Source organism: Falsiroseomonas sp. CW058, from assembly GCF_050563535.1.
Lineage (GTDB): Bacteria > Pseudomonadota > Alphaproteobacteria > Acetobacterales > Acetobacteraceae > Falsiroseomonas.
On record NZ_JBNXUO010000030.1, the window covers coordinates 1 to 26,160 of the forward strand.

23 protein-coding genes are annotated in these 26,160 nt (G+C 74.3%); 9 read left to right on the forward strand and 14 right to left on the reverse strand.

Annotated elements, in window-relative coordinates:
- The 9 genes from ACK8OX_RS19960 to ACK8OX_RS20000 form a co-directional block, all read right to left on the reverse strand.
- On the reverse strand, positions 1-255 hold a 255-nt coding region (locus ACK8OX_RS19960; protein ID WP_430665997.1), incomplete at its 3' end, for a biotin/lipoyl-containing protein.
- Position 256: 1 nt separating this feature from the next.
- Positions 257-1,276 carry an alpha-ketoacid dehydrogenase subunit beta gene (locus tag ACK8OX_RS19965; protein WP_430665998.1) on the reverse strand — a complete coding sequence of 340 codons (1,020 nt, stop codon included), beginning with the start codon at positions 1,274-1,276 and terminating at the stop codon, positions 257-259.
- Between the two features lies 1 nt (position 1,277).
- Positions 1,278-2,510, reverse strand: a complete 1,233-nt coding sequence (locus tag ACK8OX_RS19970; protein WP_430665999.1) for a 3-methyl-2-oxobutanoate dehydrogenase (2-methylpropanoyl-transferring) subunit alpha — start codon at positions 2,508-2,510, stop codon at positions 1,278-1,280.
- A 144-nt stretch (positions 2,511-2,654) separates the two neighbouring features.
- Positions 2,655-3,218: a DedA family protein gene (locus ACK8OX_RS19975; RefSeq protein WP_430666000.1), complete on the reverse strand. Its 564-nt coding sequence runs from the start codon at positions 3,216-3,218 to the stop codon at positions 2,655-2,657.
- Between the two features lie 255 nt (positions 3,219-3,473).
- Positions 3,474-4,247: an ABC transporter ATP-binding protein gene (locus ACK8OX_RS19980; protein WP_430666001.1), complete on the reverse strand. Its 774-nt coding sequence runs from the start codon at positions 4,245-4,247 to the stop codon at positions 3,474-3,476.
- Positions 4,244-5,089 (reverse strand): ABC transporter ATP-binding protein, encoded by an 846-nt coding sequence (locus ACK8OX_RS19985; protein WP_430666002.1) that lies wholly within the window; start codon positions 5,087-5,089, stop codon positions 4,244-4,246. Before ACK8OX_RS19985 ends, ACK8OX_RS19980 begins: the two co-directional genes overlap by 4 nt.
- Positions 5,086-5,988 carry an ABC transporter permease gene (locus tag ACK8OX_RS19990; RefSeq protein WP_430666003.1) on the reverse strand — a complete coding sequence of 301 codons (903 nt, stop codon included), beginning with the start codon at positions 5,986-5,988 and terminating at the stop codon, positions 5,086-5,088. The genes ACK8OX_RS19985 and ACK8OX_RS19990 overlap by 4 nt, the downstream gene beginning before the upstream one ends.
- Positions 5,985-6,998, reverse strand: a complete 1,014-nt coding sequence (locus ACK8OX_RS19995; protein WP_430666004.1) for an ABC transporter permease — start codon at positions 6,996-6,998, stop codon at positions 5,985-5,987. Before ACK8OX_RS19995 ends, ACK8OX_RS19990 begins: the two co-directional genes overlap by 4 nt.
- A gap of 31 nt (positions 6,999-7,029) precedes the next feature.
- Complete coding sequence (locus ACK8OX_RS20000; RefSeq protein ID WP_430666005.1) at positions 7,030-8,637, reverse strand: ABC transporter substrate-binding protein; 1,608 nt, start codon at positions 8,635-8,637, stop codon at positions 7,030-7,032.
- A gap of 143 nt (positions 8,638-8,780) precedes the next feature.
- On the opposite strand from ACK8OX_RS20000, the gene ACK8OX_RS20005 reads away from it, so the two are divergent.
- The 5 genes from ACK8OX_RS20005 (at position 8,781) to ACK8OX_RS20025 (ending at position 14,691) form a co-directional block, all read left to right on the forward strand.
- Positions 8,781-9,491 carry a transporter substrate-binding domain-containing protein gene (locus tag ACK8OX_RS20005; RefSeq protein WP_430666006.1) on the forward strand — a complete coding sequence of 237 codons (711 nt, stop codon included), beginning with the start codon at positions 8,781-8,783 and terminating at the stop codon, positions 9,489-9,491.
- 131 nt (positions 9,492-9,622) lie between these two features.
- Positions 9,623-10,717: a 4-oxalomesaconate tautomerase gene (locus ACK8OX_RS20010; protein ID WP_430666007.1), complete on the forward strand. Its 1,095-nt coding sequence runs from the start codon at positions 9,623-9,625 to the stop codon at positions 10,715-10,717.
- Positions 10,718-10,740: 23 nt separating this feature from the next.
- Positions 10,741-11,709 carry a Bug family tripartite tricarboxylate transporter substrate binding protein gene (locus ACK8OX_RS20015; RefSeq protein WP_430666008.1) on the forward strand — a complete coding sequence of 323 codons (969 nt, stop codon included), beginning with the start codon at positions 10,741-10,743 and terminating at the stop codon, positions 11,707-11,709.
- A 236-nt stretch (positions 11,710-11,945) separates the two neighbouring features.
- A complete protein-coding gene (locus ACK8OX_RS20020) occupies positions 11,946-13,007 on the forward strand; it encodes a glycosyltransferase family 32 protein (protein ID WP_430666009.1) in 1,062 nt (353 codons plus the stop codon).
- Between the two features lie 70 nt (positions 13,008-13,077).
- Positions 13,078-14,691 (forward strand): FkbM family methyltransferase, encoded by a 1,614-nt coding sequence (locus ACK8OX_RS20025; RefSeq protein ID WP_430666010.1) that lies wholly within the window; start codon positions 13,078-13,080, stop codon positions 14,689-14,691.
- 33 nt (positions 14,692-14,724) lie between these two features.
- On the opposite strand, the gene ACK8OX_RS20030 is transcribed toward ACK8OX_RS20025, so the two are convergent.
- Positions 14,725-15,696, reverse strand: a complete 972-nt coding sequence (locus ACK8OX_RS20030) for an L-threonylcarbamoyladenylate synthase (RefSeq protein WP_430666011.1) — start codon at positions 15,694-15,696, stop codon at positions 14,725-14,727.
- Entirely contained in the window at positions 15,693-16,454 is a 762-nt protein-coding gene (gene cysQ, locus ACK8OX_RS20035; protein WP_430666012.1) for a 3'(2'),5'-bisphosphate nucleotidase CysQ, read from the reverse strand. Before cysQ ends, ACK8OX_RS20030 begins: the two co-directional genes overlap by 4 nt.
- 124 nt (positions 16,455-16,578) lie before the next feature.
- On the opposite strand from cysQ, the gene ACK8OX_RS20040 reads away from it, so the two are divergent.
- Genes ACK8OX_RS20040 through ACK8OX_RS20050 form a run of 3 tightly spaced genes read left to right on the forward strand, consistent with a single transcriptional unit; the run spans position 16,579 to position 20,047 of the window.
- On the forward strand, positions 16,579-18,072 hold the full coding sequence (locus ACK8OX_RS20040) for a leucyl aminopeptidase (RefSeq protein WP_430666013.1): 1,494 nt from the start codon (positions 16,579-16,581) through the stop codon (positions 18,070-18,072).
- Positions 18,073-18,080: 8 nt separating this feature from the next.
- Entirely contained in the window at positions 18,081-19,571 is a 1,491-nt protein-coding gene (locus tag ACK8OX_RS20045) for a leucyl aminopeptidase family protein (RefSeq protein ID WP_430666014.1), read from the forward strand.
- A gap of 11 nt (positions 19,572-19,582) precedes the next feature.
- Complete coding sequence (locus tag ACK8OX_RS20050; RefSeq protein ID WP_430666015.1) at positions 19,583-20,047, forward strand: DNA polymerase III subunit chi; 465 nt, start codon at positions 19,583-19,585, stop codon at positions 20,045-20,047.
- On the opposite strand, the gene ACK8OX_RS20055 is transcribed toward ACK8OX_RS20050, so the two are convergent.
- Both ACK8OX_RS20055 and ACK8OX_RS20060 read right to left on the reverse strand, forming a co-directional pair.
- Entirely contained in the window at positions 19,995-22,010 is a 2,016-nt protein-coding gene (locus ACK8OX_RS20055; protein WP_430666016.1) for a sensor histidine kinase, read from the reverse strand. The two genes, ACK8OX_RS20050 and ACK8OX_RS20055, sit on opposite strands and share 53 nt — an antisense overlap.
- A 195-nt stretch (positions 22,011-22,205) precedes the next feature.
- Positions 22,206-23,183 carry a Bug family tripartite tricarboxylate transporter substrate binding protein gene (locus ACK8OX_RS20060; protein ID WP_430666017.1) on the reverse strand — a complete coding sequence of 326 codons (978 nt, stop codon included), beginning with the start codon at positions 23,181-23,183 and terminating at the stop codon, positions 22,206-22,208.
- Between the two features lie 200 nt (positions 23,184-23,383).
- Between ACK8OX_RS20060 and ACK8OX_RS20065 the strand changes: the two genes are divergently transcribed.
- A complete protein-coding gene (locus tag ACK8OX_RS20065) occupies positions 23,384-23,569 on the forward strand; it encodes a hypothetical protein (protein WP_430666018.1) in 186 nt (61 codons plus the stop codon).
- Here the strand turns inward: ACK8OX_RS20065 and ACK8OX_RS20070 are convergent.
- Positions 23,563-26,142 carry an ATP-binding protein gene (locus tag ACK8OX_RS20070; protein ID WP_430666019.1) on the reverse strand — a complete coding sequence of 860 codons (2,580 nt, stop codon included), beginning with the start codon at positions 26,140-26,142 and terminating at the stop codon, positions 23,563-23,565. The two genes, ACK8OX_RS20065 and ACK8OX_RS20070, sit on opposite strands and share 7 nt — an antisense overlap.
- Between the last annotated feature and the right edge of the window lie 18 nt (positions 26,143-26,160).

Consider the following 26,160-nt stretch of genomic DNA (forward strand, 5'->3'; position numbering starts at 1 on the left):
CGGCGCCGTGCCCAGCGCCTCCAGCCGCAGCAACTCGCCGCCGACAGCGAGCCTCGCGCCCACCTCGCCCCCAAGCGCGGTCACGGTGCCGGCGCAGGGCGCGGGGATCTCGACCGTCGCCTTGTCGGTCATCACCTCGGCCAGGATCTGGTCCTCGCGCACCAGGTCGCCGGGCTTGACGTGCCAGCCCACCAGCTCCGCCTCCACCACGCCCTCCCCGATATCGGGGACCTTGACGACGAAGGTCGCGCCCATCTCAGCCGCCCTCCGCCAGCACGCGCCGCAGCGCGCGGCCGACCCGCGCGGGGCCGGGGAAGTAGTCCCATTCCTGCGCATGCGGATAGGGCGTGTCCCAGCCCGTCACGCGCAGGATCGGCGCCTCCAGGTGGCGGAAGCAGCGTTCCTGCACCTGCGCCGACAACTCCGCCCCGAAGCCCGAGGTCCGCGTCGCCTCGTGCAGGATCACGCAGCGCCCGGTCCGGCGGACCGACACCTCGATCGCCTCGGTGTCGAGCGGCACCAGCGTGCGCAGGTCGATGATCTCGGCATCCACGCCCGCCTCCTCCGCCGCCGCCTCCGCGACATGCACCATCGTGCCGTAGGCCAGCACCGTCACCTCCGTTCCCGCGCGCGCCACCGCGGCGCGGCCGAGCGGGACGGTGTAGTGCCCCTCCGGCGTCTCGGACCGCGGGTCCCGTGCCCAGGGTACGGAAGGGCGGTCGTGGTGGCCGCTGAAGGGGCCGTTGTAGATGCGCTTCGGCTCCAGGAAGATGACCGGGTCGTCGTCCTCGATCGCCGCGATCAGCAGCCCTTTCGCGTCATGCGGGTTGGACGGGATGACGGTCTTGAGCCCGCAGACATGGGTGAACAGCGCCTCCGGGCTCTGGCTGTGCGTCTGGCCGCCGAAGATGCCGCCACCGCAGGGCATCCGCACCACCATCGGCGCGGTGAAGTCCCCGGCCGAGCGGTAGCGCAGCCGCGCGGCCTCCGACACCAGCTGGTCGTAGCCGGGATACATGTAGTCGGCGAACTGGATCTCGGCCACCGGCCGCAGCCCATAGGCCGCCATGCCCACCGCCACGCCGACGATCCCCGTCTCCGAGATCGGGGTGTCGAAGCAGCGATGGGCGCCGTGCCGGCGCTGCAGCCCGTCCGTGCAGCGGAAGACGCCGCCGAAATAGCCGACATCCTCGCCGAAGACGACGACGCGGCGGTCCCGCTCCATGGCCACGTCCATCGCGTCGCGGATCGCCTCGGTCATCGTCATGCGGGGCATGTCAGGCCTCCATCTCCTGGCGCTGCTCGCGCAGGTGGCGGGGCATCTCCTTGTAGACGTCCTCGAAGATGGTGGCGGCCGGGGCGTGCGGGCCGGTCTGCAGCGTGCCGTGGCGCTCCGCCTCCCGCTGCGCCGCCAGCACCTCCTCCTCGATCTCGGCGCGCAGCTGCGTGTGGCGCTCCTCGCTCCAGGCGCCGAGGACGAGGAGGTGCTTCTTCAGCCGCTCGATCGGGTCGCCGAGCGGCCAGGCGTCGCTCTCCTCCTTCGGCCGGTAGCGGGACGGGTCGTCGGAGCTGGAATGCGGCCCGGCGCGGTAGGTGACATGCTCGATCAGCGTCGGGCCGAGGTTGCGCCGCGCGCGTTCCACCGCCCAGCACGCCACCGCATGCACGGCCAGGTAGTCGTTCCCGTCCACGCGCAGCGCGGGGATGCCGTAGCCATGCGCGCGGGAGGCGAAGGTCGCGCCCTCCCCGCCCGCCACGAACTGGTAGGAGGAGATGGCCCACTGGTTGTTGACGATGTTCAGCACCACCGGCGGGCGGAAGACGGAGGCGAAGACGAGCGCCGCGTGGAAGTCGCTCTCGGCGGTCGACCCCTCGCCGATCCAGCCCGCGGCCACCCGCGTGTCGCCGCTGATGGCGGATGCCATCGCCCAGCCGACCGCCTGGACATACTGCGTGCCGAGATTGCCGGAGACCGAGAAGAACCCCGCCTCCTTCACCGAATACAGCACCGGCATCTGCCGCCCCCGCAGCGGGTCGCGCTCGTTGCCGAAGATCTCGCACATCATCTCCACCAGCGGCCAGTCCTGGGCGATCAGCAGGCCGGGCTGGCGGTAGGTGGGGAAGTTCATGTCGCCGCGGGACAGCGCCGCCTGGAAGGCGCAGGCCACCGCCTCCTCCCCCGTGCACTGCATGTAGAAGGAGGTCTTGCCCTGGCGCTGCGCCATCATCATCCGCGCGTCGAAGGCGCGGGTCCGCATCATCGCGCGCAGCCCGTCCTTCAGAGCCTCCGCCCCCAGCCCCGGCGCCCAGGGCCCGACCGCCTCGCCCTCGCGGTTCAGGACGCGGATGATGGAATAGGCCAGGTCATGGATCGCATGGGCGTCCGCATCCACCGGCGGGCGCCGCACCTCGCCCGCGCGGGGGATGGCGATGTGGCTGAAATCCGGCTTGTCCCCCGGCCGCCCGGGTGGGGCGGGCACATGGAGCGACAGGGGCTTGCGCTCGGTCATCGGCCGCGATCCTCCCGGCCGGGCCGGGCGGGGGCGCCGCGGGCTGCCGGCCTGAGTGAAGCGTCCGGCGACCGTTCCGGGTTCTCCCGGGATGCGCGGATGTGACGAGGGCGCGCGGCGGCGCCCGGCCAGGCCCGAGCCGGCCTATCCGCTGGCCACCACGGCGCGCCGGCGCTTCAGCAGGCGGCGCAGGACGAAGACGGTGATGACCGCCACCGCGACCCCGGCGAGACCCCAGAGCAGCCGCTCCGGCCCCAGCAGCGCGCCGAGGAACCAGCCCGCCCAGGTGAAGCTCGCGGCCCAGATGCCGGCCGCGATGAAGTTCAGGACGGCGAAGCGGCCCCAGTCCATCCGCGCGATGCCGCAGGCGGCGGAGGCCACGTTGCGGATGCCGTAGAGGAAGCGGAAGGTCAGCACGAACAGCGTGCCGTATTTCTCGAGCAGGGCGGAGGCCTGCGCCACCCGTCTCTCGGCGCCCGGGATGCGCTTCACCGCCGCCGGGCCGAAGCGCCGGCCGAGCGTGAACCAGGTCTGGTCGCCCGCGAAGGAGCCGAGCCAGACCGACACCATCAGCACCCAGGGGTCGATAAGCCCCGTCGTCGCGCCTGCGGCGGCGGCGACCAGCACGAAGGTCTCGCCCTCGAAAAAGGCCCACATCGCGGCCGCGACATAGGCCAGCGCCCCCCATTCTTCCCAGAACTCCGCCAAGGCGAGCCCCCTTGTTTGTGGGCACCCTGCCCGTTCGGTCCGGGAAAGGGAAGCGCCGCATCGCTTGCTTTTTGATTGACAGGCCGGCGGACCGTCCGCCGCCGCCCCGGCAACCACGCGGCCCCGGGCCGCGTTGTTGCGGCGGCATAAAGGAGGACGCCCGCCATGAACAACATCATCTACATCGTCGGCCTGGTGGTGATCGTGCTGGCGATCCTGGGCTTCCTCGGCTTTCGCTGAAGCCCGGCCCGGGCGTCAGTCGAAGCTCACCATCGCCGCCGCCACCGCCCGGTCGTAGCCGCGGCTGGCCAGCAGGAGCTGCCGCGTATAGGCCTCGCGCGGCGCGGCGCGGCGCAGGGTCGCCACGTCCATCTCCTCCACCACCAGGCCGCGGTTCATCACCGCCAGGCGGTCGCACATGTGGCCGACCACCGCCAGGTTGTGGCTGACCAGCAGCAGCGTGATCCCCCGCGCCGCGCGCAGGCGCTTCAGCAGGTTCAGGATCTCCGCCTGCACGCTGACGTCGAGCGCGCTGGTCGGCTCGTCCAGCAGAAGCACCCGCGGCTCCAGCATCAGCGCGCGCGCGATCGCGACCCGCTGCCGCTGCCCGCCGGACAGCTGGTTCGGGTAGCGGAAGCGGAAGGCGGGGCCGAGCCCCACATCCGCCAGCGCGCGTTCCACCCGCGCGCCCGCGTCGCCGATGCCGTGGATCGCCAGCGGCTCGGACAGCGCGCGGTCCACCGTGTGGCGGGGATGGAGCGAGGCGTAGGGGTCCTGGAACACCATCTGCGCGATGCGCGGCAGCCGCCGGTCGCGCGACGCGACATCCACCCCCGCGACCGCCGCCCGCCCGGCCCAGTCCCGGTTCAGCCCCGCCAGCACCCGCAGCACGGTGGACTTGCCGCTGCCGCTCTCCCCCACCAGGCCGAAGCTCTCGCCCTCCGCCACCTCGAAGGACACGCCGCGCACGGCATGCGTCGCGCCCGCGCCGCGCCCGAAGCTCACCGACAGGTCGCGCACCGAGATCACGGCGCGGGGCCTTCCCGCCAGGCAGGGTCGCGCGACAGCACCGGCAGTTCCGCCCTGTCGTCGTCGAGCCGCGGCAGGCTCCGCAGCAGCCCCTGCGTGTAGGGATGCGTCGCCCCCGCCAGGTCCCGCGCCGCGCGCTCCTCCACGACGCGGCCGGCATACATCACCAGCACGCGGTCGCAGAAGGACGCGACGAGGTCGAGGTCGTGGCTGATGAAGATCAGCCCCATCCCCCGCCGCGCCACCAGGTCGTCGAGGATCGCCAGCACCTGCATCTGCACCGTGACGTCGAGCGCGCTGGTCGGCTCGTCCGCGATCAGCAGGTCGGGCTCCGGCACCAGCATCATCGCGATCATGATGCGCTGGCCCATCCCGCCCGACACCTCGTGCGGGTACAGGCCGAAGACCCGCGCGGGGTCGCGGATGCGCACCGCCTCCAGCATCGCCAGCGCCCTCTCCCGCGCCTCCCGCGCGGAAAGCCGGCCATGGATGCGCGCGGCCTCGGCGATCTGCGCGCCGACGGTCATCACCGGGTTCAGCGAGTATTTCGGGTCCTGCAGCACCAGCGAGATGCGCGCGCCCCTGATGCCGCGCAGCGCGCGCGGGGAGGCGGTGAGCAGGTCCGTGCCCGCGAAGGCCAGGCGCTTCGCCTCCAGCCGCGCGGAAGGCGGCAGCAGCCGCAGGATGGCGCGCCCGGTCAGCGACTTGCCCGACCCGCTCTCCCCCACGATGCCCAGCCTCTCGCGCCCCAGCGCGAAGGACACGCCGCGCACCGCCTGGAAGGGGCCGGTCGGCGTCGGGAAGGTGATGCGCAGGTCCTCGACCTCCAGCAGCGGCGTCACTTCGCCGCCCTCGGGTCCAGCACGTCGCGCAGCCCGTCGCCCAGCAGGTTGAAGGCGAGGCTGACGACGAAGATCGCGAGCCCCGGGATGGTCGCCACCCACCACTGGTCCAGGATGTAGCGCCGCCCGGCCGACACCATCGCCCCCCATTCCGCCATCGGTGGCTGCGCCCCGAGCCCGAGGAAGCCGAGCCCCGCCGCCGTCAGGATGATCCCCGCCATGTCGAGCGTGACGCGGACGGTGAGGGAGGAGACGCAGAGCGGCATGACATGGCCGAACAGGATGCGCCCCGTGCCCGCCCCCTGCACCCGCGCGGCCGCGATGTAGTCGCTGCCGCGGATGGTCAGCGTCTCGGCCCGCGCGATGCGCGCATAGGGCGGCCAGGAGGTGAGCGCGATGGCGATGATCGCGTTCTCGATCCCCGGCCCCAGCGCGGCGACGAAGGCCAGCGCCAGGATCAGGCTGGGAAAGGCGAGGAACACGTCCGTCACCCGCATCAGCGCCGCATCCACCCAGCCGCCCATGTAGCCCGCCGCGGTGCCGACCAGCAGCCCGATAGGCGCCGCGATCAGCGCGACGAGGACGACGATGTAGAGCGTGATGCGCGCCCCGTGCACGAGGCGGGAGAAGATGTCGCGCCCGAACTCGTCCGTGCCGAGCAGGTGCCCCCCCGCGCCCGGTGCCAGCAGCCGCCGCGCCAGGTCCTGCGCATGGGGGTCGTGCGTCGCGATCGCCGGCGCGAAGGCCGCGGCCAGCACCAGCGCGACCACGATCAGCAGCCCCAGCACCGCCAGCCGGTTGCGCCGGAAGCGCAGCCAGCCGCGGTAGAAGGCGCCAAGCCGCGCCTGCCCCCGCGAAGCCGGCGTGTCCGTCAGCAGCGCGTCGCGCCAGCCGCTCATCGTGCCCTCGGGTCCAGCAGGCGGTACAGCAGGTCGGACAGCAGGTTGATGCCGACGAAGACGAGGCCCACCACGATGGTCGCCCCCAGCACCGCGTTCATGTCGGCCGCGAGCAGCGCGGTCGTCAGGTAGCGGCCGAGCCCCGGCCAGGCGAAGACCGTCTCGGTCAGCACCGCGCCCTCCAGCAGCCGCGCATAGGACAGCGCGATCACGGTCACCAGCTGCACCGCGATGTTGCGCCCCGCATGCAGCCAGACGATCCGTGCTTCCGACACGCCCTTGGCGCGGGCGGTGACGACGTATTCCTGGCTCAGCTGCTCCAGCATGAAGGCCCGCGTCATGCGCGCGATGTAGGCGACCGAGAAGTAGCCGAGCACGGCGGAAGGCAGGACGACGTGGCCGAGCGCGTTGCGGAACACCTCCCACTCGCGCGCGATGGCGGCATCCAGCAGGATCACGCCGGTCACCGCCGGCACCAGGTCCTCGTAGAAGACGCCGAGCCGCCCGGGCCCCTCCACCCAGCCGAGGATGCCGTAGAAGACCAGCAGCCCCACGATGCCCAGCCAGAAGATCGGCACCGAATAGCCGACCAGCCCGATCACCCGCACCAGCTGGTCCGGCCAGCGGTCCTGCCACACCGCGCCCGCCACCCCCATCGGCACGCCGAGCGCGACGCCGATGACGGTGGCGAAGGTCGCCAGCTCCAGCGTCGCGGGGAAGACGCGCGCGATGTCCTCCATCACCGGGCGGTTGGTGACGAGGGACTGCCCGAACTCGCCCGCCAGCACGCTGCGGACATAGATGCCGAACTGCACTGCCAGCGGCTGGTCGAGCCCGAGTTCCCGCCGCACCGCCTCGTACACGTCGCGCGGCGCCTGGTCGCCGACCACGGCCAGCACCGGGTCGATCGGCACGACCCGGCCGATGAGGAAGGTGACCGCGAGCAGGCCGAGCAGCGTCAGCGCGACCTGCAGCGCGAAGCCCGGAAGCTGGCGCATGGCGGAGGTCACGCCGCCCCGGCTCCCGCCCCCGCCACCCGCCTCAGCCCTTGTTCGCCAGCCAGTAGATCGCCGACAGACCCGGCGAGCTCGCGAGGTAGCCGCGCAGATTCGTCCGCAGCGCCACCTGCACCTGTTGCTGCGCGAAGATCGCGAAGGGGGAGGTGCCGATGAACTCTTCCTGGATCTGGCGGTACACCGCGGCGCGCGCGGCCTCGTCGCGCTCGCGCATGGCGGCCTCGGTGCGTGCCGTCATCTCCGGGATGGACCAGTTGTTGCGCCAGGTCAGCTTGCCCGGGTTGTTCCCGCCCGGCGGGTTGTGGGCGAAGCTGTCGGCGTTGTAGTGCGGGTCCGGGTAGCCCAGCCCCCAGATGCCGATGAAAAGCTGGTGGTTGCGCGCCCTGAACTTCGCCAGCACCTGCGCCCCCGTCGCCGGCAGCACCTCCAGCGTCACGCCGCCGCGCGCGAAGCTCGCCTGCAGCGCCTGCGCCACGTCGAGGGAGGGGAAGGTGTTCGCGGTGTCGAGCGTCAGGCGGATGCCGTTCGCATGGCCGGCTTCCGCCAGCAGGCGCCGCGCACGGTCGGGCTCGAAGCGCCAGGGGCGGCTGTCCACCTCGCCCAGGATCGCGCGGGGGATGAAGGACTGGTGCGGGAAGACCTGGCCCGGCAGCAGGTTCGTCGCGATCCCCTCGTAGTCGATCAGGCACTTCAGCGCCTCGACCACCTTCGGGTTGGACAGCACCGGGTCGCCGAGATTGGCGCAGACATACTGGATGGTGCCGCGCGGCCATTCGGCGATGCCGATGTTCGGCCGGCCGCGCAGCGCCGCGATGTCGGTCGGCGTCAGGTTGCGCGCCACGTCCACATCGCCGCGTTCCAGCAGCAGCCGCTGCGTCGCCGCTTCCGGGACGTGCCGCACGATCACCCGCTGCAGGTTCGCCCGCCCGCGCCACCATGCGTCGTTGCGGTCCAGCGTGTAGCTCTCGTTCGGCTGGTGGCGCGTCAGGCGATAGGCGCCCGATCCGGCGGAGTTGCGGTTCAGCCAGGCATTGCCCAGGTCATCCCCGGCATTCTGCTGCACCAGCCGCATGTCCACCACGCTGGCGATGGTGGCGGTGAACAGGTTCTGGATCAGGCTCGGCGCATAGGGCTGGTCGAAGGTGACCTGCACCTCGAACTCGCCGGTCTGGCGCACCGTCTGCTCGATGTTCTCCCGCGTCAGCCCGACGGATCGGTACATGAAGGCCGGCGTGCGGTTGATCAGCAGCGGCCGCCGCAGCGAGAAGACGACATCCGCCGCCGTCAGCGCGTTGCCCGAATGGAAGCGCACGCCCTGGCGGATGCGGAAGGTGAAGGTCCGCCCGTCCTCCGACACCGTGAACCCCTCGGCGAGCGCCGGCTGCAGCTCCGCGCTGTCCTTCGCCGGGTCCAGCGTGAAGAGCTGGTCGTAGACATTCTTCAGCAGGTCGCTGCCCGTCACCTCGAAGGAATGGTGCGGGTCGATCGCGACCAGGTCGTCGATCTGGGCGGCGATCACCAGCGCGCTGCGCGGCGTCTGCGCCGCGGCGTGGCGGGCGCCGGGCAGGGCGGCGGCGGCGAGCATGGCGCCACCCCCGGCGAGAAGGGCGCGCTTCGGCAGGCGGGGCGTCATGGCGGGGTCTCCCATGCAGGCGGCGCGCTTGTGGCGGCGGCGTCACCCGCCTGTCAACTGCCGTCCATGTCGTCGCCCGTCTGTCCGCGCCGCCCCGGCCGCGCCAGACTGCGCGCCGGATTCGGACAGGGAAGGGGACGTGCATGTCGATCGCCGCGGAGGTCGCGCCGACGGGCCGGCTGAGGGCCACCATCAACCTCGGCAACCCGGTGCTGGCGCTGCGGACGCCGGACGGGCGCATCGGCGGCGTCTCCGCCGCGCTCGCCCACGCGCTCGGCCGGCGGCTCGGCCTGCCGGTGGATCTCCACCCCTTCGACACTGCGGGCGGGGCCTTCGCCGCGCTCGCCTCCGGGGCCTGCGACATCGGCTTCCTGGCGCGCGACCCGAAGCGGGCGGAGGAGGTGATGTTCACCACCCCCTATGTGGTGATCGAGGGCACCTGCCTGGTCCGCGCCGACAGCCCGATCGTCGATGTCGCGGCGATCGACGCGCCCGGGCTCCGCATCGCGGCCGGCCGGAACTCCGCCTATGACCTGCACCTCTCGCGCAGCCTGAAGCATGCGCGGCTGGTCCACGGCACGACCGGGGAGGATGCGCTGGCGCTGTTCCTCGACCAGGGGCTCGACATGCTGGCCGGCGTCCGCCAGCCGCTGGAAGCCCATGCCGCCGCCCATCCCGGCTTCCGCGTGCTGCCCGGCGGCTTCATGCGGATCGAGCAGGCGATGGCCGTCCCCCGCGGCCGCGCCATCGCCCATGCCTTCGTGGAGGCCTTCCTGGGCGAGGCGAAGCTGTCCGGCGCGGTCCGCTTCGGCCTCGACGCCAGCGGCAACTGGGACGCGGCCGTGGCCCCCTGACCTCGCCGCCCCCCTCTCCCGCCACCCGCCGGGGGAGGGGGGCACATCCCGGCGCCACCCGGCCATGCGCCCGCCGCCCTTTTCCCCGCCCCGGCCCTGCGCCACATAGCGCCCGGAACCGGAGGCCCCCCATGCAGACCCGCATCCCCTGCGTCCTGATGCGCGGCGGCACCAGCCGCGGCCCCTATTTCCTGGCGTCCGACCTGCCGGCCGACCCGGCGCTGCGCGATGCCGTGCTGCTCGCCGCCATGGGCTCGCCGCACCCGATGCAGGTGGACGGCATCGGGGGCGCGCGGACGCTGACCAGCAAGGTCGCCATCGTCTCCCGCTCCGCCGCGCCGGGGATCGACGTGGACTACCTGTTCGCGCAGGTGGACGTGGAACGCGCCATCGTCGACACCCGCCCGAACTGCGGGAACATGCTGGCCGGCGTCGGCCCCTTCGCGATCGAGGCCGGACTCGTCCCCGCGCGGGAGGGGGAGACGGTGGTCCGCATCCTGAACGTCAACACGCAGACCCGCGTGGATGCCGTGGTCCAGACCCCGGGCGGCGCCGTCACCTATGAGGGCATGGCGGAGATCCCCGGCGTCGCCGGCACCGCCGCCCCCGTCATGCTGCGCTTCCGCGACGTCGCCGGCAGCAAGACCGGCACGATGTTCCCCTCCGGCCACCGCGCGGAGGAGATCGGCGGCGTCCGCGTCACGCTGATCGACGGCGCGATGCCGATGATGATGGTCCCCGCCGCCGCCCTCGGCGCGGATGTCGGCGCGCCGCCCGAGGCGCTGGACGCCGACCGGGCGCTGATGGCGCGGATCGAGGCGCTGCGCCTGGAGGCCGGCCGCCGCATGGGCTTCGGCGACGTGGCCGACAGCGTGCTGCCGAAGCCCTGCCTGGTCGGCCCCGGCCCGGCCGGCGCGCATCTCGCGGCCCGCTACTTCACCCCGCATGACTGCCACCGCGCCATGGCGGTGACCGGCGGCATCACGCTCGCCGCCGCGTCGCGCACCGCGGGGACCGTGGTGGCGGAGGCTGCCGGGGCCGATCCCGGCGAGGTGGTGCGCATCGCCCACCCCTCCGGCGTGATGGAGGTGCCGATCGGCGTCGAGGCGGGCGAGGTCGCCTGGGCCGGCACGCTCCGCACCGCGCGCCGCATCTTCGAAGGCACGCTGCTCATCCCCCGCGCCGTCTGGCCGGGGCACGCCCGGCTTGCCGCCGCGGCCGAATGACCAACGCAACAAGGACCAACACCATGCTTCGCCGGACCCTCCTCGCCACCAGCCTCGCCGCGCCCTTCGCCGCGCCGGCGATGGCCCAGGACGCCGCCTTCCCGAACCGCCCGCTGCGCATCCTGCTGGCCTTCGCGCCCGGCGGCGGCACCGACCTCATCGCGCGCACGCTCGCCAATGCGATGGGCCCCGCCCTCGGCCAGCCCGTGGTGGTGGAGAACCGGCCCGGCGCGGGCGGCAACATCGCCACCGAACAGGTCGCGACCGCGCGTCCCGACGGCTACACGATGCTGATGGGCAACCACGGCCCGATGTCGGTCAACGTGTCGCTGTTCCGCAACATGCGGATCGACCCCGAACAGGCGCTGGAGCCGATCGGCCTGGTCGCCGACGCGCCGCTGATCGTCGTGGTCGGCCCGAAGTCCCGCGCCCGCAACATGCGCGAGCTGCTGGACGAGATCCGCGCCGCGCGCGGCGACATCACCTATGGCAGCGCCTCCAACGGCTCGGCCAGCCACCTCGCGGCGGCGCTGATGCTGCAGATGGCGGGGCTGCAGGCGGAACACGTCCCCTTCCGCGGCGCCGCCCCGGCGCTGACCGACGTGGTCGCCGGCCATCTGCACTTCATGATCACGACGCTGCCCTCGGTGGTCGGGCTGATCCAGTCGAACTCCGTCCGGCCGCTCGCGGTCACCGGCGACACGCGCATGACGCTGTTCCCCGAGATCCCGACGGTCGCCGAGACCATCCCCGACTACAAGGCGACCGCCTGGTACGGCATCCTGGTGCCGAAGGGCACGCCGGAGCCGGTGAAGGCGCGGCTCTTCGCGGCGATGCGCGAGGCGCTGGCCAACCCCGAGGTGATCCGCCGCCTGCGCGACGAGGGCGCCGAGCCCTCCACCCTCGACGGCCCCGGCTTCGCCCGCCTGATCCGCTGGGAGCGCGAACGCTGGGCGCAAGTGGTGCGCCAGGCCAGCATCACGGTGGACTGACGGCCACGGGCCGGTCCGGGCCGGCCGCCCCGCCCCGCGGCTGGCGGCCGGCGCGCAAGCTTGATGGCGGGCATCGATGGTGTATGCAGGGATCGTGGAACTCCGCATGCCCCATCCATCGAGCCTCGCCCCCAGCGCACCGGCGTCGATGCCGTGGCGCGGGGCGCATCCCCGCGGCCGGCGCCCGTGCCGGCCCGCCGCGCGGGGGCGGGCCGTACCCGACCATGGAGCGCCGCATGCAGCCCAAGCCTGACACCGGCCGCTTCCGCCGCGCGCTCTGGCGGCACCTCGTCAGCGCCGACGACGCCCAGCTCGCGACCCTCCTCGGCGTCTGGCGCGAGGTCGGGCTGCCGGCGCTGCCGGCCTTCTACGAGGTCATCAGCATGCTGCTGGTGCGCGACGGCGACCGCTGGCTCGACCGCGGGGAGGAGGTGATCCGGCAGCTCGGCCTCGACCTCGACGAGGTGGACGGTGCGCTGCACCGCTACGTCACCGGCGACACCGCCGGCGGGCTCGCCGCGCTGCGCGCGTGCCGGGAACGGCGCAACCCCGGCCGGAAGGTCGTCTTCTGGCACATGTTCCTGGAGACGCGGGAGAACCGGCTGCGCCAGCCCGCCCCGCCCGCGCCCGAGGTCGACCTGTTCCAGTACTGGGACCGCGACCCCCCGCCCGATGTCGCGGCGGAGATGGAGAAGTGGTCGCGCGTGCCCACGCTCCGCTCCTACCGCCGCTTCGACGAGGCGGAGGCGCGCCAGTACCTCGCCGACCGCCACGGCGCGGAACTGGTGCGCGCCTATGATGCGGCGTGGCACGCGGCGATGAAGTCGGACCTGTTCCGCATCGCCTACCTGCTCGACCATGGCGGGCTCTACATGGACTGCGACATGCGCCAGGTGGAGCGGACGGCGGAATTCGTCGCCGCGATGAACACGCCGCTGCAGCTGACCGTGCAGACCCACCGCCCCACCTGCGGCGTGACCAACTGCGTGATGCATGCGCGGCCGAACCACCCGCTGATGGCGCGCTTCCTGGAACGCTGCGTCCGCAACATCCTCGACGAGAACCTGCGCAACCCGCTGCAGGCGACCGGCCCGGCGGCACTCAGCGCGATGATCGACCAGATGCTGCGCGACCGCGACGGCGCCGCGGTCCTGCTGCGCTCCACCTCGGTCTCGCTCACCGAACTCCATCGCCGGCTGGCGACGAATTTCGGCGCCTCCTACAAGAAGACCAGCAAGTCGTGGCAGCGTGCCCTGGGCACGTCCGGCCGCGCCGGGGATGCCGGGCGCGGGGCGTGACCCGCCCCGCCCGCCCCGCCCGGGAAGGGCGCCCGGCGACCGCGCCGGATCACAGACGGAAACCCAGCCGATGACGTCGAAGAAGCCTGTCGTGTTCGCCATCCCGCTGGCGGCGGCCCCGGATGATGCGGCGGCCCGCGCGGCGGACCGTGCCTTCGCCTGGACCCTGCGCTCCATTCTGCGCCAGACCGACCCCGACCTCGCGGTGCTGGTCACCGGCCACGAGAAGCCCGACTGCGAGGAGATGGACGACCCGCGCGTCGAGTTCGTGCCGTACCGGGGCGAACGGGTGACGGATGCCGCGCGGGCGCCACTCGACCTGCTGCGCAAGCGCCGCGCGCTCGGCAAGGTGGCGCGGGCGCGCGCGCCCTGCTTCCTGGTGCACCAGCTTCCCGGCGGCATCCTGCACCGCCGCCTGGTCGAGCACATGCGCGCGGCCGATGCGCCGCACGGCTACCGCTATGCCCCCGCCTGGCTGATGGAGGACCACCGCTTCGACATCGCCCCGGCCGAGGCGGTGCCCGGCCGTCCGGCCGATGACGGCGGCGCCGCGATCTGGCTGGAACCCACGGATTTCGACCCGCCCGCCGACGGGGCCGGAAGCCCGTATTTCGATGCCTTCCGCCAGCAGCCGCGCTGGGCCGCCACCGCGGAAGCCGCCGGCCGGCCGTTGCAGGAGGTGGATTTCCCCTGCTGCATCCAACTCGTCGCCCATGCGTCCGCACCGGACGGGGTCGACCGCGTCGCGCTGCGGACCGCGCGGCTCGTCACGCGCGGCGCCACCGCGGTCACGCCGGCATTCTGCGCCGATTTCGCGCTGGAATGGATCTGGCGCGCGCGCGCCCTTGCCCGGCAGCGCCCCGCCCATCCGGAGGTGCCGATCGCCGCGGCCGACGGCGCCGCGCTCGCGGCCTTCGGCATCGATGCCCAGCGGCGGCTGCTGCGGCGCCTCCTGCCCGCCGACCCGGCCGGCGCGGTGGCCGGGCGCGCCGCCGGCGCGCAGCGGCTGACGCAGGCCGTCGCCGGGGTGGTGCAGGCCCTCGCCCCCGCCACGGTGCTCGAGGTCGGCGCGCATGAGGGCAGCTTCTCGAAGGGGATCAAGTCCCTTCTGCCGGCCGCGCGCGTCGTCGCCTTCGAGGCCAACCCGGTGGTCCATGGGCGCCATGCCGAGGCGATGGCGGCGGCGGGCGTCGAATACCTGCAGCAATGCGTGTCGGACCGCGCGGGGGAACTGACCTTCAACGTGCCCATCCGGCAGAACGCCATGAAGGCCACGATGGGCAGCGTGCTGCTCGATTCCCGCGCCTCCGAGCATGCGCACTACACCGTCCCGGCCGTCACGCTCGACGGCTTCCTGGCGGCGGGGGAGGGCGACGTCGCGATCTGGATCGACGTCGAGGGCGCGGTCGCGCAGGTCCTCGCGGGTGGCAGGGCGACGCTGCGGCGCTGCGTTGCCCTGTTCATGGAGCTTGAGACGGTGGCCCGCTGGCCCGGCCAGTCGCTCGCGCATGACATCCTGCCGGTCCTGACCGCGGCAGGGCTGGTGCCGGTCCTGGCCGACATCCAGCGCGAATGGCAGTTCAACGCCCTGTTCGTCCGCCCCGAGGCGCTGGGCAACCCCGCCGTGGCGGCGGCGGCCGCGGCGTATCTGTCCGGCGAGGGCGGCGGACCCGCGCCCGGCTGATACTGGCCCGCATCGCCTTGCGCGGCGCCCCGCCTACCCCCTTGGCGCCGCCGCCCGCGCCAGCCGGTCGTTGATCGCGGCACCCAGCCCGGCCTCGGGCACCGGCATCGCGGCGATGCCCTTCAATCCGCAGCGCGCGCCCTGCGCGTCCAGCCAGCGCAGCCCTGCGAACAGCCGCGCCGCGGCTTCCTCCATGTCACCCCCGGGCGAGAGGTTCCACATCGCGCCCGCGCCGGCCGGCACGACCGGGCCGAAGGCGAGCAGCGCCTCGTCCCCCGCCACCTGTCCCGCACCCAGCCGCACCGGCAGCGAAGGCGCATAGTGCGACAGCAGCATCCCCGGGCTCCGCAGGCTGCGCGTCGCCGCCGCTGCCGTCACCGGCAGCTGCCGGCCGACCGGGCCGATCACCGCCTCGATCGCCTCCGCCGTGACCCCGCCCGGCCGCAGCAGCGCCGCGCCCCCACCCGCGAGGTCGAGCACCGTGCTCTCCACCCCCACCGCGCAGGCGCCGCCATCCAGCACCGCCGCGATGCGGCCCGACAGCCCCGCCAGCACATGCGCGGCCGTGGTCGGGCTGACCTGGCCCGAGCGGTTGGCGGAAGGCGCGGCGACCGGCCCGCCCACCTGCCGCAGCAGGTCGAGCGCGACGGGGTGCGCGGGCACGCGCACCGCCAGCGTCTCCAGCCCCGCGCCGGCCAGCAGGTCCACCTTGCAGCCCGGCCGGCGCGGCAGCACCAGGGTCAGCGGGCCCGGCCAGAAGCGCGCGGCCAGCGCCCGCGCGCGGTCATCGGCCAGCACATCGCCGAAGGCGGCCTCGGCATCCGCGTAGTGGCAGATCAGCGGGTTGAACTGCGGCCGTCCCTTCGCCGCGAAGACCGCCGCCACCGCGCGCCCGTCGCGCGCATCGGCGCCGAGCCCGTAGACCGTCTCGGTCGGGAACGCCACCAGCGCGCCCGCGCGGAGCAGGGCGGCGGCTTCCGCGGCATCGGCGACCAGCCGCGTCATGCCAGGCCGCGCGCCAGGAAGGGCGGGTTGCGCCAGTCGTCCTTGCCGTAGCGCAGCGGCGTGCCGTCCCATTGCGCGACCTCGCCGCCCGCCGCGCGCAGCACCGCCTCGGGCGCGGCGGTGTCCCATTCCATGGTGGTGCCGAAGCGCGGGTAGAGATCGGCCGCGCCTTCCGCCAGCCGGCAGAACTTCTCGGCCGAGCCGATATGCACCACCCGCGCCGCCCCCCGCGCCCGCGCGAAATCGGCGATGCGCGGGTCGTCGGCATAGTGGCGGCTGGCCATCACCACCGGCCCTTCCGCCGGGGCGCGGCGGGCACGGACCGGGCGTTGCCCGCCGGCGTCGCGCTTCCAGGCGCCAAGCCCGGCGATGCCACCGAACACCTCGCCATGCGCCGGCAGCGCGACGGCGCCGAGATGCGGGCGCCCCGCCACCACCAGCCCGACATTCACGGCGAAGCTCGTCTCCCCGGCGGCGAATTCGCGCGTGCCGTCCAGCGGGTCCACCAGCCAGAAGCGGGCCGCCGGGCCGCCGGCCAGGCCGGCCTCCACCGCCTCCTCCGCCACAACCGGGATGCCGGGGGTGGCCTCCCGCAACCCGTCGACGATCAGCGCCTCGGCGATGCGGTCGGCCGCCGTCACGGGGGAGAGGTCGCGCTTCGCCTCCACCGCGAAGCCCGCGGCGCGCACCGCCATGATCGCGTCGGCCGCCCGCTGCGCGAGCCGCGCGGCAAGGTCCAGCAGGTCACTGTCATCCATGCGCTGGCCCTTACCCCCGCCCCCGCGGGGGCGACAAGCCGGCCCGGTGCCGCCTTGCCGCCCCCGCGGGGGCGGGTGCTAGGTTGGCCCCGAACGACACCACCCCGGGGAAGAACGGACGCCCATGCCCGACATCGCCTTCGTCAAGGCCGCCCTGCCGCGGGGCGGCACGCTGGTGCTGCTGCTGCCGGAGGGCGAGCCCCCGGCCGGCCTCGCCGCGGAGGCCGATGCCGCCACCTCCGGCCTGCTCGCCCGCGCGCTGGAGGCGGCGAACTTCAAGGGCCGCAAGGGGCAGTCCACCACGCTCTGGGCGGTCGGGCCCTATGCCAAGGTCGTCGCCGTCGGCCTCGGCAAGTCCGGCGAGGTCGATGCCCCGGCGGCGGAAGCCGCGGGCGGCGCCGTCGCCCTCGCCACCGCCTCCGACCGGGAAGCCTGCGTCGCGGCCGATGCGCTGTCCCCGGCGCTGGCGGCGGGCGTCGCGATGGGCGCGCTGCTGCGCGCCTGGCGCTTCGACCGCTACCGCACGAAGGAGAAGGAGGAGGACAAGCCGAAGCTCGAACGCCTGTCCATCGCCACCTCCTCGGCCACCGCAGCGAAGGCCGCCTTCGCGCCGATGCGCGCGGTGGCGGATGGCGTGTTCCTGACGCGCGAACTGGTCAGCGAACCGCCCAACGTGCTGCACCCCGTCGAATTCGCCGATCGTTGCCTCGCGCTCCAGAAGCTCGGCGTCGAGGTGGAGGTGATGGGGCTGAAGGAGCTGAAGCGCCTCGGCTTCGGCGCGATGATCGGCGTCGCGCAGGGCAGCCAGCACGAGCCGCGGCTGGTCGTCATGCAGTGGAAGGGCGCGCCGCGCGGGGGGAAGAAGCCGGCGGCGAAGCCGATGGCCTTCATCGGCAAGGGCGTCACCTTCGACACCGGCGGCATCTCCATCAAGCCCGCCGCGGGGATGGAGGACATGAAGTGGGACATGGCCGGCGCCGGCACCGTCGTCGGCCTCATGGCCGCGCTCGCCGGCCGCCGCGCCAGGGCAGACGTGGTCGGCCTGGTGGGCCTGGTGGAGAACATGCCCTCCGGCACCGCGCAGCGGCCGGGCGACGTGGTGAAGACCTATTCCGGCCAGACGGTGGAGGTCATCAACACCGACGCCGAGGGCCGCCTCGTCCTCGCCGACGTGCTCTGGTACTGCCGGGAGAGGTTCGAGCCGCGCTGCATGGTGGACCTCGCCACCCTGACCGGCGCCATCATCATCGCGCTCGGCCACGAACATGCCGGCCTGTTCAGCAACGACGACGACCTCGCCGCCCGCATCGCCGCCGCGGGCAAGGCGGTGGGCGAACAGGCCTGGCGCATGCCGCTCGGCGATGCCTACGACAAGCAGATCAAGTCCGACATCGCGGACATGAAGAATGTCGGCGGGCGGCCGGGCGGGTCGATCACCGCGGCGCAGTTCCTCCAGCGCTTCGTCGACACCAGGGGCGGCCACGTCCCCTGGGCGCATCTCGACATCGCCGGCACGGCCTGGAGCGCGAAGGACCTGCCGACCGCGCCGAAGGGCGCCACCGCCTATGGCGTGCGGATGCTGGACCGGCTGGTGGCGGAGATGGCCGAGGAAGGCTGAGGCCTTCCGTGCTGGATCTCGACATCCGCCGCACCCCGCCCGACGCCGCGCTGCCCCGCGCGGTGCCGGTCGCGGCCGGCGCGGCGCTGCCCGCCATCGCCGGGGCCGCCGGCTTCCGGGCGGAAGCGGGGCAGGTGCTGGAACTCGCCGCGCCGCCGCTGGGCGTCGAGGGCGCCCCGGTGCGCTTCGCCCTTGTCGGGCTCGGTGCCGCCCCGCGCGCGCTGGACCATGAGACGGCCGGCGCCGCGGCCGCCGCCCGCTTCGCCGCCATTCCCCATCTCGTGCTCGATGCGCGCGGCCTCGCGCCCGATGCCGCCGCCGCGTTCGCGGCCGGCGCCTGCCTGCGCGCCTGGCGCTTCGATGCGCTCCGCACGCGCGATGTCGCGCCGGGGCTGTCGCGGCTCAGCCTGCTGGCCGATTCGCCCGCCGCCGTCCGCACGGCGTGGGAGGAGCGGTCCGCCGCGGTGCGCGGCTGCCTCCTCGCGCGGGATCTGGTGGCGGAGCCGGCGAACCGCCTGACCCCCCGCCGCTTCGCGAAGCGGCTGCGCGCGCTGGCCGCCCACGGGATCGAGGTGGAGGTGCTGGGCCGCCGGCGCCTGCTGCGCGGCGGCTTCGGCGGGCTTCTCGCGGTGGGGGCGGGGGCGGAGGAGCCGCCGCGCCTCGTCGTGCTGCGCTGGCGGGGCCGCATCGCGGCGCGGCCGGTCGCCTTCATCGGCAAGGGCATCGTCTTCGACACCGGCGGCATCTCCATCAAGCCCGCGCAGGGGATGGAGGCGATGCGCGCCGACATGGCCGGCGCCGCGGCCTGCGCCGGCGCGATGCTGGCGCTCGCGCTCCGCCGTTCCCCCGCGCCCACGGTCGCCGTGCTGGCGATCGCGGAGAACGCGACCGGCGCCACCAGCTACCGCCCTGGCGACGTGCTGCGGATGGCGGCGGGGACGACGGTGGAGGTGGTGGACACCGACGCCGAGGGCCGGCTGGTGCTGGCCGATGCGCTGCACCACGCGGCCCGCCGCTTCCGCCCGCGCGCGATGGTCGACCTCGCGACCCTGACCGGCGCCGTCGTCTCCGCGCTCGGCCATCACCGCGCCGGGCTGTTCGGCACCGACGCCGCGCTGCTGTCCTCCCTCGCCGCCGCCGGGGAAGCGGTGGGAGAGCCGCTGTGGCCGCTGCCGATCGGGGAGGGGCACCGCGCCGACCTCGCCTCCGCCATCGCCGACCTGCGCCAATGCGTGCCCCCGGCGCGCGGGGAGGGGGGGTGGCCCGCGCGCTTCATCCCCGATGCCAGCCATGCCGCCGCCTTCCTCCGCGAATTCACCGCCGGCATTCCCTGGGCGCATCTCGACATCGCGGGGGTGGACACGCAGGACGCGCCGCACCCGCTCGGCCCCGCCGGGCCCACGGGCTTCGGCGTGCGGCTGCTGGATGCGCTGGTGGCGGCGCGGTTCGAGGACGAGGACCACCACCCGCCGGTGGCCCGCCGCGGCGCGGCCGTGTAGACCGCGCCGGCATGGCGGATTACGGCTTCTACCACCTGACCCGCACGCCGCTGGACCAGGCGCTGCCGAAGCTGCTCGGCCGGGTGCTGGCGGGCGGCGGGCGGGCGATGGTGCTCTGCGGCGGCCAGGAACGGCTCGATGCGCTCGACGCCGCACTCTGGACCTGCGCCGATCCGGACTGGCTGCCGCACGGCACCCCCCGCACCGGCCATGCGGAACTCCAGCCGATCTGGCTGACGGCGGAGGACGCGCCGGCATCCGGTGCGCCGAACGGCGCGCGCTTCCTGTTCCTGCTCGACGGCGCCGCCATCGCGCGGGCGGATGCCTTCGACCGCATCCTCGACCTGTTCGACGGCGGGGACGAGGCCGCGGTCGCCGCGGCGCGGCTGCGCTGGCGCGCGGCCAAGGCCGCGGGCCACGCGCTCACCTACTGGCAGCAGGGTCCGCGGGGGTGGGAGAGGAAGGGGGGAGGATAGGCAGCATCGCCGTCACGCGCCCGCCCGGCCCTTCGGCCACCCGCAGCGTCCCGCGCAGCTGCCGCGCCATGGCCAGCGCCACCCGCATCCCGAGGCCCTGCGACCGGGCCGGATCGAAGCCGGGCGGGAAGCCCGGGCCCTCGTCCTGCACCACCAGCTCCGCCTGCTCCGCGTCATGGGCCAGCCGCAGCGTGATGCACCCCGCCCCGTGCTTCAGCGCATTGGTCACCAGCTCCGTCGCGAGCAGGCCGAGCGCGGCCATGCGTTCCGGCGACAGGCGCAGCCCCGGCGCGGCTTCCAGCCGGATCTCCCGCGCCGCATGGCCGACCGACCGGCTCAGGTCCTCGACCAGCCCCGCCAGGTGGTCGGCCGCGTCCTGCTGCGGCCCCGGCCCGCCTTCGTAGAGCCGCCGGTGGACCGAGGCGATGGAGACGATCCGCCCCGCCGCCTCCCGCAGCCGCGCGGCCAGCCCCGGCTCCGCCCCGCGCGCCTGCAGCAGCAGCAGCCCCTGCACGAGCTGGAGGCTGTTCTTCACGCGGTGGTGCATCTCCTGCACCAGCAGGTCCTTCTGCGCCAGCAGCGCCTCGCGCTCCGCTGCCAGTTCCCGCCGTTCCGTGATGTCGAGATTGGCGCCGAGCAGGCGCAGCGGCGTGCCGTCCTCCGCCCGTTCCAGCACGCCCTGCGCGCGCATCCAGCGCACCGCGCCGTCGCCGCGGCGAATGCGGAATTCCAGCGCATAGGTGCCGCTGCGCAGCGCCTCCGCCATCCCCGCATCCACCGCCGGCAGGTCCTCCTCCAGCACCAGCGAACGGAAGAAGCGCGGGGTCAGCGGCCCTGCCCCCGCGGGGTCTAGGCCGTAGAGCGTCCACATCGTCTCCGACCAGCGGACCTCCCGCGTGCGGAGGTCGTGGTCCCAGGTGCCCACCTGCGCCGCCCGCTGCGTCGCCTCCAGCCAGGCGGTGCGGTCGCGCAGCGCGGCCTCGCTGCCCGCGCGGGCGGCATTCGCGGCCGACAGCGCGCGCGCCAGCTCCTCGACCTCGGCGATGCGCGGGCCCGCCCCGCCGCCCGGCAGCGCCGCCAGCGCCCCGCGCAGCCGCAGGCCGAGCAGGAAGGCCAGCAGCAGCCCCCCCGCCGCCACCGGCAGCGCCTGGGTGGCAAGCTGCGTCAGGGATGCGTTGCGCGCCTGCGCGAACAGCGCCTCCGGCACGGCCAGCGCCACCGCGTAGCCGCTCGTCGGCGCGCGGGCATAGGCGACGACCGAGACCTCGCCATCCTGGTTGACCAGCTTCTCCACCACGCCCTCGCCGCGTTCCGCCAGGCCGCGGGCGACGGCGGGGGTGGCGGGAAGGCCCACCACCTCCTCCTCGCGCCGGGTGCGGGCGACGACGACGTGCCGTCCGTCCAGCACCGCGGCCACGGCGCCGGGCGGCAGGTGCTGGCGGGTCAGCGCCTCGGTCAGCCGCGCGCGGTTCAGCGTGATGCCGATGGCGTATCGCGGCGGCCCCTCCTCGCGCGGGATCGGCACGGCGATGGACACGGCCGGCCGGCCGGTGACCGTGCCGGAATAGAGGTTGCTGATGGTGGTGCGGCCCGTCCCGAACACCGCGTCCAGCCCCGGCGCCATCGGGTGCCCGGGGGGCAGGGTGCCGCGCAGCGTGTTGGCAAGCTGGAAGCCCGGCGCCTCCGCCATCGCCATCACCAGCCCGTCCAGCGCGCGGCCCAGCCGCGTGGCGCTGTTGAGGAAGGCCTGCGCATCGCCCGCCGCCACGTCCGGATCGGCCGCGACCCCCTGCAGCAGCGCCTCGGCGCGGGCGAATTCCTGGTCCACCAGCAGCGCCATCGCCCGCGCGGTGCCGAGCATCTGCTCCGCCGCCCGCTGGCGCGACGTCTCATGCGCTTCCCAGACCGCAAGTCCCGCCAGCGACAGCAGCGCGGCGGTCAGCGTGGTGACGAGCACAAGCATGCGGCGCCGCAGGCTTGGCGCACGCGCGGCGCGGCGATCGCCCTTCGCGGTCCGCGTCAGCCCGCCGTCCAACGCTTCGTCTTTCCCTCACATCCCTGTCAGCAGGCTTTGGCGCGTCGCGCGCGCGACTGCAACTCGCGGTCGCGTGAGCCTCGTTTTTTTCCGAGCCAGGAACGGGAACCGGTCCGGCCCCGGTCAGTCCTCCAGCCGCACGCCGGTCAGCTGCACCATCTCCGCCCAGCGCGCGACCTCGGCGCGCTGGAAGGCGGCGAAGGCGGGGGGCTGCATCGGCATCAGGGTGAAGCCGGCGGCGGCCAGGCGGCGCTGCACCTCCGCCTCCTCCAGCGGGGCGAGGAAGGCGCGCGCCAGCCGTTCCGTCGCGGCTGCGGGCAGGCCGGCGGGCGCGAACAGGCCGAACCAGGCATCCACCGCCATGAAGGGCACGCCGGCCTCGGCCGTGGTCGGGATCTCGGGGAAGTCCGGCACGCGCGCCGCCGCGCCGATGGACAGCGCGCGCAGCCGCCCTTCCCGCACCAGGGCGGAGACAGTCGGGAAGGTCGCGACGTAGAAATCCACCACCCCCGCCACCGTGTCGGTCGCCGCCGGCGCCGCGCCGCGATAGGGCACATGCGTCGCCTCCATCCCCGACCGGCGCACGAAGGTCTCCGCGATCACATGGCTCGCCGATCCCGCCTGGGAGGAGGCGTAGGTCACGCGCCCGCCGTTGCGTCCCATGGCGATCAGGTCCGACATGGACCGCGCGCGGTGCCCCGCCGCCACCACCGTCGCGTGGTGCACCGTGGCCAGCCCCGCCACGGGCGTGAAGCCGTCCACCACATGGAAGGGCAGGCGCGCCATCATGTGCTGGTTCGAGGCATGGGTCTGGTTGTGGCCGACCATCAGCGTCAGCCCGTCGGCCGGGGCGCGGAAGGTCGCTTCCGCCCCGATCACGCCGCCGGCGCCGGCGCGGTTGTCCACCACCACGGGCTGGCCGAGCAGCACGGCCGCGCGTTCCGCCGTGACGCGGGCGAGGATGTCGGTCGGCCCGCCCGGCGGCGCCGGCACGATCAGCCGCACCGGCCGGTCGGACTGCGCCAGGGCGGGCAGGGCGAGCGCGGATGCGGCGACCGGCGCGAGGGCGCCGATGGCAAGGCTGCGGCGGCGGATCGGCATGGCGGGTCCTCCCTTGGTTCGGTCGCGTCTCGCGCGGGTGGGGGCGGCGGTCAAGTCCGCGTCATTCCGCAACCTGCCGTTGCAGAACGGTCCGGCGATCGTGCAGCAATGCCGTGTCGCCGCAGGGCGACGCACGCAACTGGATCGGCACGACGCCACGCTGCCCCCAAGGGAGCCGCGGCCGGCGGGAGGGCTTCGGGATGGACGCGGAGGCACGTCGCGCGACCCCGGCCGCGGAGGCCAGGGACACCAGCCGGGGGGAGGCGGAGCGCCGCGCGGCGCCGGAACCCGCGACGCCGCGTGCGCTTTGGCCCACCTTCCTCCGCCGCACCCTCGCCGAGGAGGCGCTGCGCGACGCGGCCCTGCCGGCCCGACCGCATCATTGAGCCTTGGCGGGGACCCCCGCGGCATCCTGCCGCGACAGCCGCGCGATCATCCCTGCCAGATCCTCCTGCCTATAGGGCTTGTTGAGCCGGGGCAGCCAGGACGAGGTCCCGGCCGCGAGGTCCGCATAGCCCGTCGCCAGCGCGACCGGCAGGTCCGGCCGTTCCCGCCGCAGACGCTCGGCCAGTTCCAGCCCCGTCATCCCCGGCATCGCATGGTCGGTCAGCACCATGTCGATCCGCGGGTCGCCCGCCAGCGTCAGCAACGCCTCGGCCGCGCTGGCCACGACCACGGGGCGGTGGCCCAGATCCTCCAGCATCAGCGCGGTCCCGGCGGCCACCAGCGGGTCGTCATCCACCACCAGCACGCGCCGCGGCGGCGCCTGCGGCCGCGGCGGCTCCGGCGCGGCCGCAGGCGCGGCGCCGACCGGCCGGCCCGCGGCGCGCGGCAGCCAGATCTCGACGACCGTGCCCTCCCCAGGGGTGCTGCGGAGCGCGAGGCCGCCGCCCGACTGCTGCGCCAGGCCCTGCACCATCGACAAGCCGAGCCCCGACCCGCGCCCCGGCCCCTTGGTGGTGAAGAAGGGCTCCGTCGCCCGCGCCAGCGTCGCCTCGTCCATCCCGGTGCCGCTGTCGCGGACCGACAGCACCAGGTAGGGGCCCGGCAGCAGCCCCGGCGGCGCCCCGGGGCAGGATGAGAGCCGTTCGGCGACCGTGATCGCGACCTCCCCCCCGTCCGGCATGGCGTCGCGGGCGTTCACCACCAGGTTCAGCAGCGCCAGCTCCAGCTGGTTCGCATCCGCCATCGCGGGGGCGAGCCCCGCCGGCAGGTCGAAGCGCAGGCGGATGCCCGCCCCGGCCGAGCGTTCCAGCAGCGACCGTACGCCATCCAGCAGGCCGGGCAGGTCCACCGGCTCGGGCCGCAGTTCCTGCCGGCGGGCGAAGGCCAGCAGGCGCTGGGTCAGCGCCGCGCCGCGTTCGGCGCCCTGCTGCGCGCCGTCGAGCAGGCGCAGCAGGCGCGGGTCCTCCGGCATGCGCTTTCGCAGCAGGGCGAGGTTGCCGAGCACGGCCATCAGCAGGTTGTTGAAGTCATGCGCGACGCCGCCGGTCAGCTGGCCCAGCATCTCGGTCTTCTGCGCCTCGCGCAGGCGGGCCTCGGCCGCCTTCAGGTCGGTCACGTCGTGGCCCTCGGGCACCAGCAGCACCACGCGCCCGTCGGCGTCGCGGATCGGCTTCAGGGAGAAGTCGATCGTCGCCAGCACGTCCCCCGCGCCGCGCACCACCACCTCGTAGCGTTGCGGCCGGCCGGCGGCGGCGGCGGCGATGGCGTCCCGCAGGCGCTGGCGCGTCGCCTCGTCGGTGTCCCACCAGCGCGCCTCCCAGAAGGGGCGGCCGATCACCTCCTCCCGCCCGAAGCCGCCGAAGGCGAGCGCGGTCTCGTTCGCCTCCAGCAGCGTGCCGTCGGGCGCCAGCAGGCCGACGAACTGGAAGGTGCTGTCGAAGATGGCGCGGAAGCGCCGCTCCCGCTCGGCCAGCTCGTCGCGCGCCGCCGCCAGGTCGCGCGTGCGCTCCGCCACCCGCGTCTCGAGCGCGGCGGCGCCCGCGCGCAGCGCCGAGTTGGCGGCCGCAAGCTCCGCCCGCACCCCTGCCTCCCGCCGCATCATGCGGAGCGCCTGGAAGGTCGCCAGCAGCGCGGCCGTCGCGATGCCACCGAGCAGCGCGACGGACCACCAAACGGCGCGCCACCAGCCCGCCAGCACCGCCGCCTTCGGGATGCTGGCACTGACCAGCACCGGCCAGTCCTCCAGCCGCCGCGTCGCCGCCAGCCGTTCCACCCCGTCGAAGGGCGAGACGAAGGTGGCGATGGCGACCCCGCCCGGCCCCGGCGCCGCCCGGAGCACCTGCGCCGGCAGCCGCGTGTCGAGCTGGTCCGGGCGCAGCCCCGTCCGGGCCAGAACCCGACCCTCCGCGTCGAACAGGCCGAGCGCGGTGCCGCTGCCGAGTTCGGCCAGCAGCGCCTCGCGCTGGAAGAAGCCGGTCCGCATCGCGACCTGCACGGCGCCGTCGAAGCCAACCCCGCCGCGCAGGGCGCGGCTGTAGGTGAACAGTACCTCGTCGGTGATGCGGCTGTGCAGCGCCTCCCCCACATGCCGCTCCTCGCCCGCGGCATGGATGCGGAACCAGCGGCGGTCGGACAGGTCCACCGCCGGCGGCGGGTTCTGCGCCGTCAGCGACACCGGGCGGCCGGCGGCATCGACGATCATCAGGTAGTCGCCGGCCATGCGCTGCGACAGGTCGCGCAGCCAGTGGTGCATCGCGGGGTCGCCATGGATGCGCGCCGCGCCGCCCGCCTGCGCGACGCGGTCCGCGATGTAGTCCGCCACGAGGTCCGACGTCTCGAAGACGCGGCTGACATGTTCCTCGGTCACCCGCGCCATGTCGCGCAACGCGGATTCCGCGCGGAGCAGGACCGTCTCGCGTTCCTCCATCAGAAAGGATGCGCGCAGGCCGACCATCGCCGCCAGCACGAACAGCACGGCGGAGAGGATCAGCAGTCGGATGCGGTCATTGGGCAATTGGCGGGGGAGCCTGTC

Bases quoted from the DNA above. Each gene is read 5' to 3' on its own strand.
- ACK8OX_RS19965 (WP_430665998.1), bottom strand. From the start codon at position 1,276: ATGCCCCGCATGACGATGACCGAGGCGATCCGCGACGCGATGGACGTG.
- ACK8OX_RS19970 (WP_430665999.1), bottom strand. From the start codon at position 2,510: ATGACCGAGCGCAAGCCCCTGTCGCTCCATGTGCCCGCCCCACCCGGG.
- ACK8OX_RS19990 (WP_430666003.1), bottom strand. From the start codon at position 5,988: ATGAGCGGCTGGCGCGACGCGCTGCTGACGGACACGCCGGCTTCGCGG.
- ACK8OX_RS20000 (WP_430666005.1), bottom strand. From the start codon at position 8,637: ATGACGCCCCGCCTGCCGAAGCGCGCCCTTCTCGCCGGGGGTGGCGCC.
- ACK8OX_RS20005 (WP_430666006.1), top strand. From the start codon at position 8,781: ATGTCGATCGCCGCGGAGGTCGCGCCGACGGGCCGGCTGAGGGCCACC.
- ACK8OX_RS20010 (WP_430666007.1), top strand. From the start codon at position 9,623: ATGCAGACCCGCATCCCCTGCGTCCTGATGCGCGGCGGCACCAGCCGC.
- ACK8OX_RS20015 (WP_430666008.1), top strand. From the start codon at position 10,741: ATGCTTCGCCGGACCCTCCTCGCCACCAGCCTCGCCGCGCCCTTCGCC.
- ACK8OX_RS20020 (WP_430666009.1), top strand. From the start codon at position 11,946: ATGCAGCCCAAGCCTGACACCGGCCGCTTCCGCCGCGCGCTCTGGCGG.
- ACK8OX_RS20025 (WP_430666010.1), top strand. From the start codon at position 13,078: ATGACGTCGAAGAAGCCTGTCGTGTTCGCCATCCCGCTGGCGGCGGCC.
- ACK8OX_RS20030 (WP_430666011.1), bottom strand. From the start codon at position 15,696: ATGACGCGGCTGGTCGCCGATGCCGCGGAAGCCGCCGCCCTGCTCCGC.
- cysQ (WP_430666012.1), bottom strand. From the start codon at position 16,454: ATGGATGACAGTGACCTGCTGGACCTTGCCGCGCGGCTCGCGCAGCGG.
- ACK8OX_RS20040 (WP_430666013.1), top strand. From the start codon at position 16,579: ATGCCCGACATCGCCTTCGTCAAGGCCGCCCTGCCGCGGGGCGGCACG.
- ACK8OX_RS20050 (WP_430666015.1), top strand. From the start codon at position 19,583: ATGGCGGATTACGGCTTCTACCACCTGACCCGCACGCCGCTGGACCAG.
- ACK8OX_RS20055 (WP_430666016.1), bottom strand. From the start codon at position 22,010: ATGCTTGTGCTCGTCACCACGCTGACCGCCGCGCTGCTGTCGCTGGCG.
- ACK8OX_RS20060 (WP_430666017.1), bottom strand. From the start codon at position 23,183: ATGCCGATCCGCCGCCGCAGCCTTGCCATCGGCGCCCTCGCGCCGGTC.
- ACK8OX_RS20065 (WP_430666018.1), top strand. From the start codon at position 23,384: ATGGACGCGGAGGCACGTCGCGCGACCCCGGCCGCGGAGGCCAGGGAC.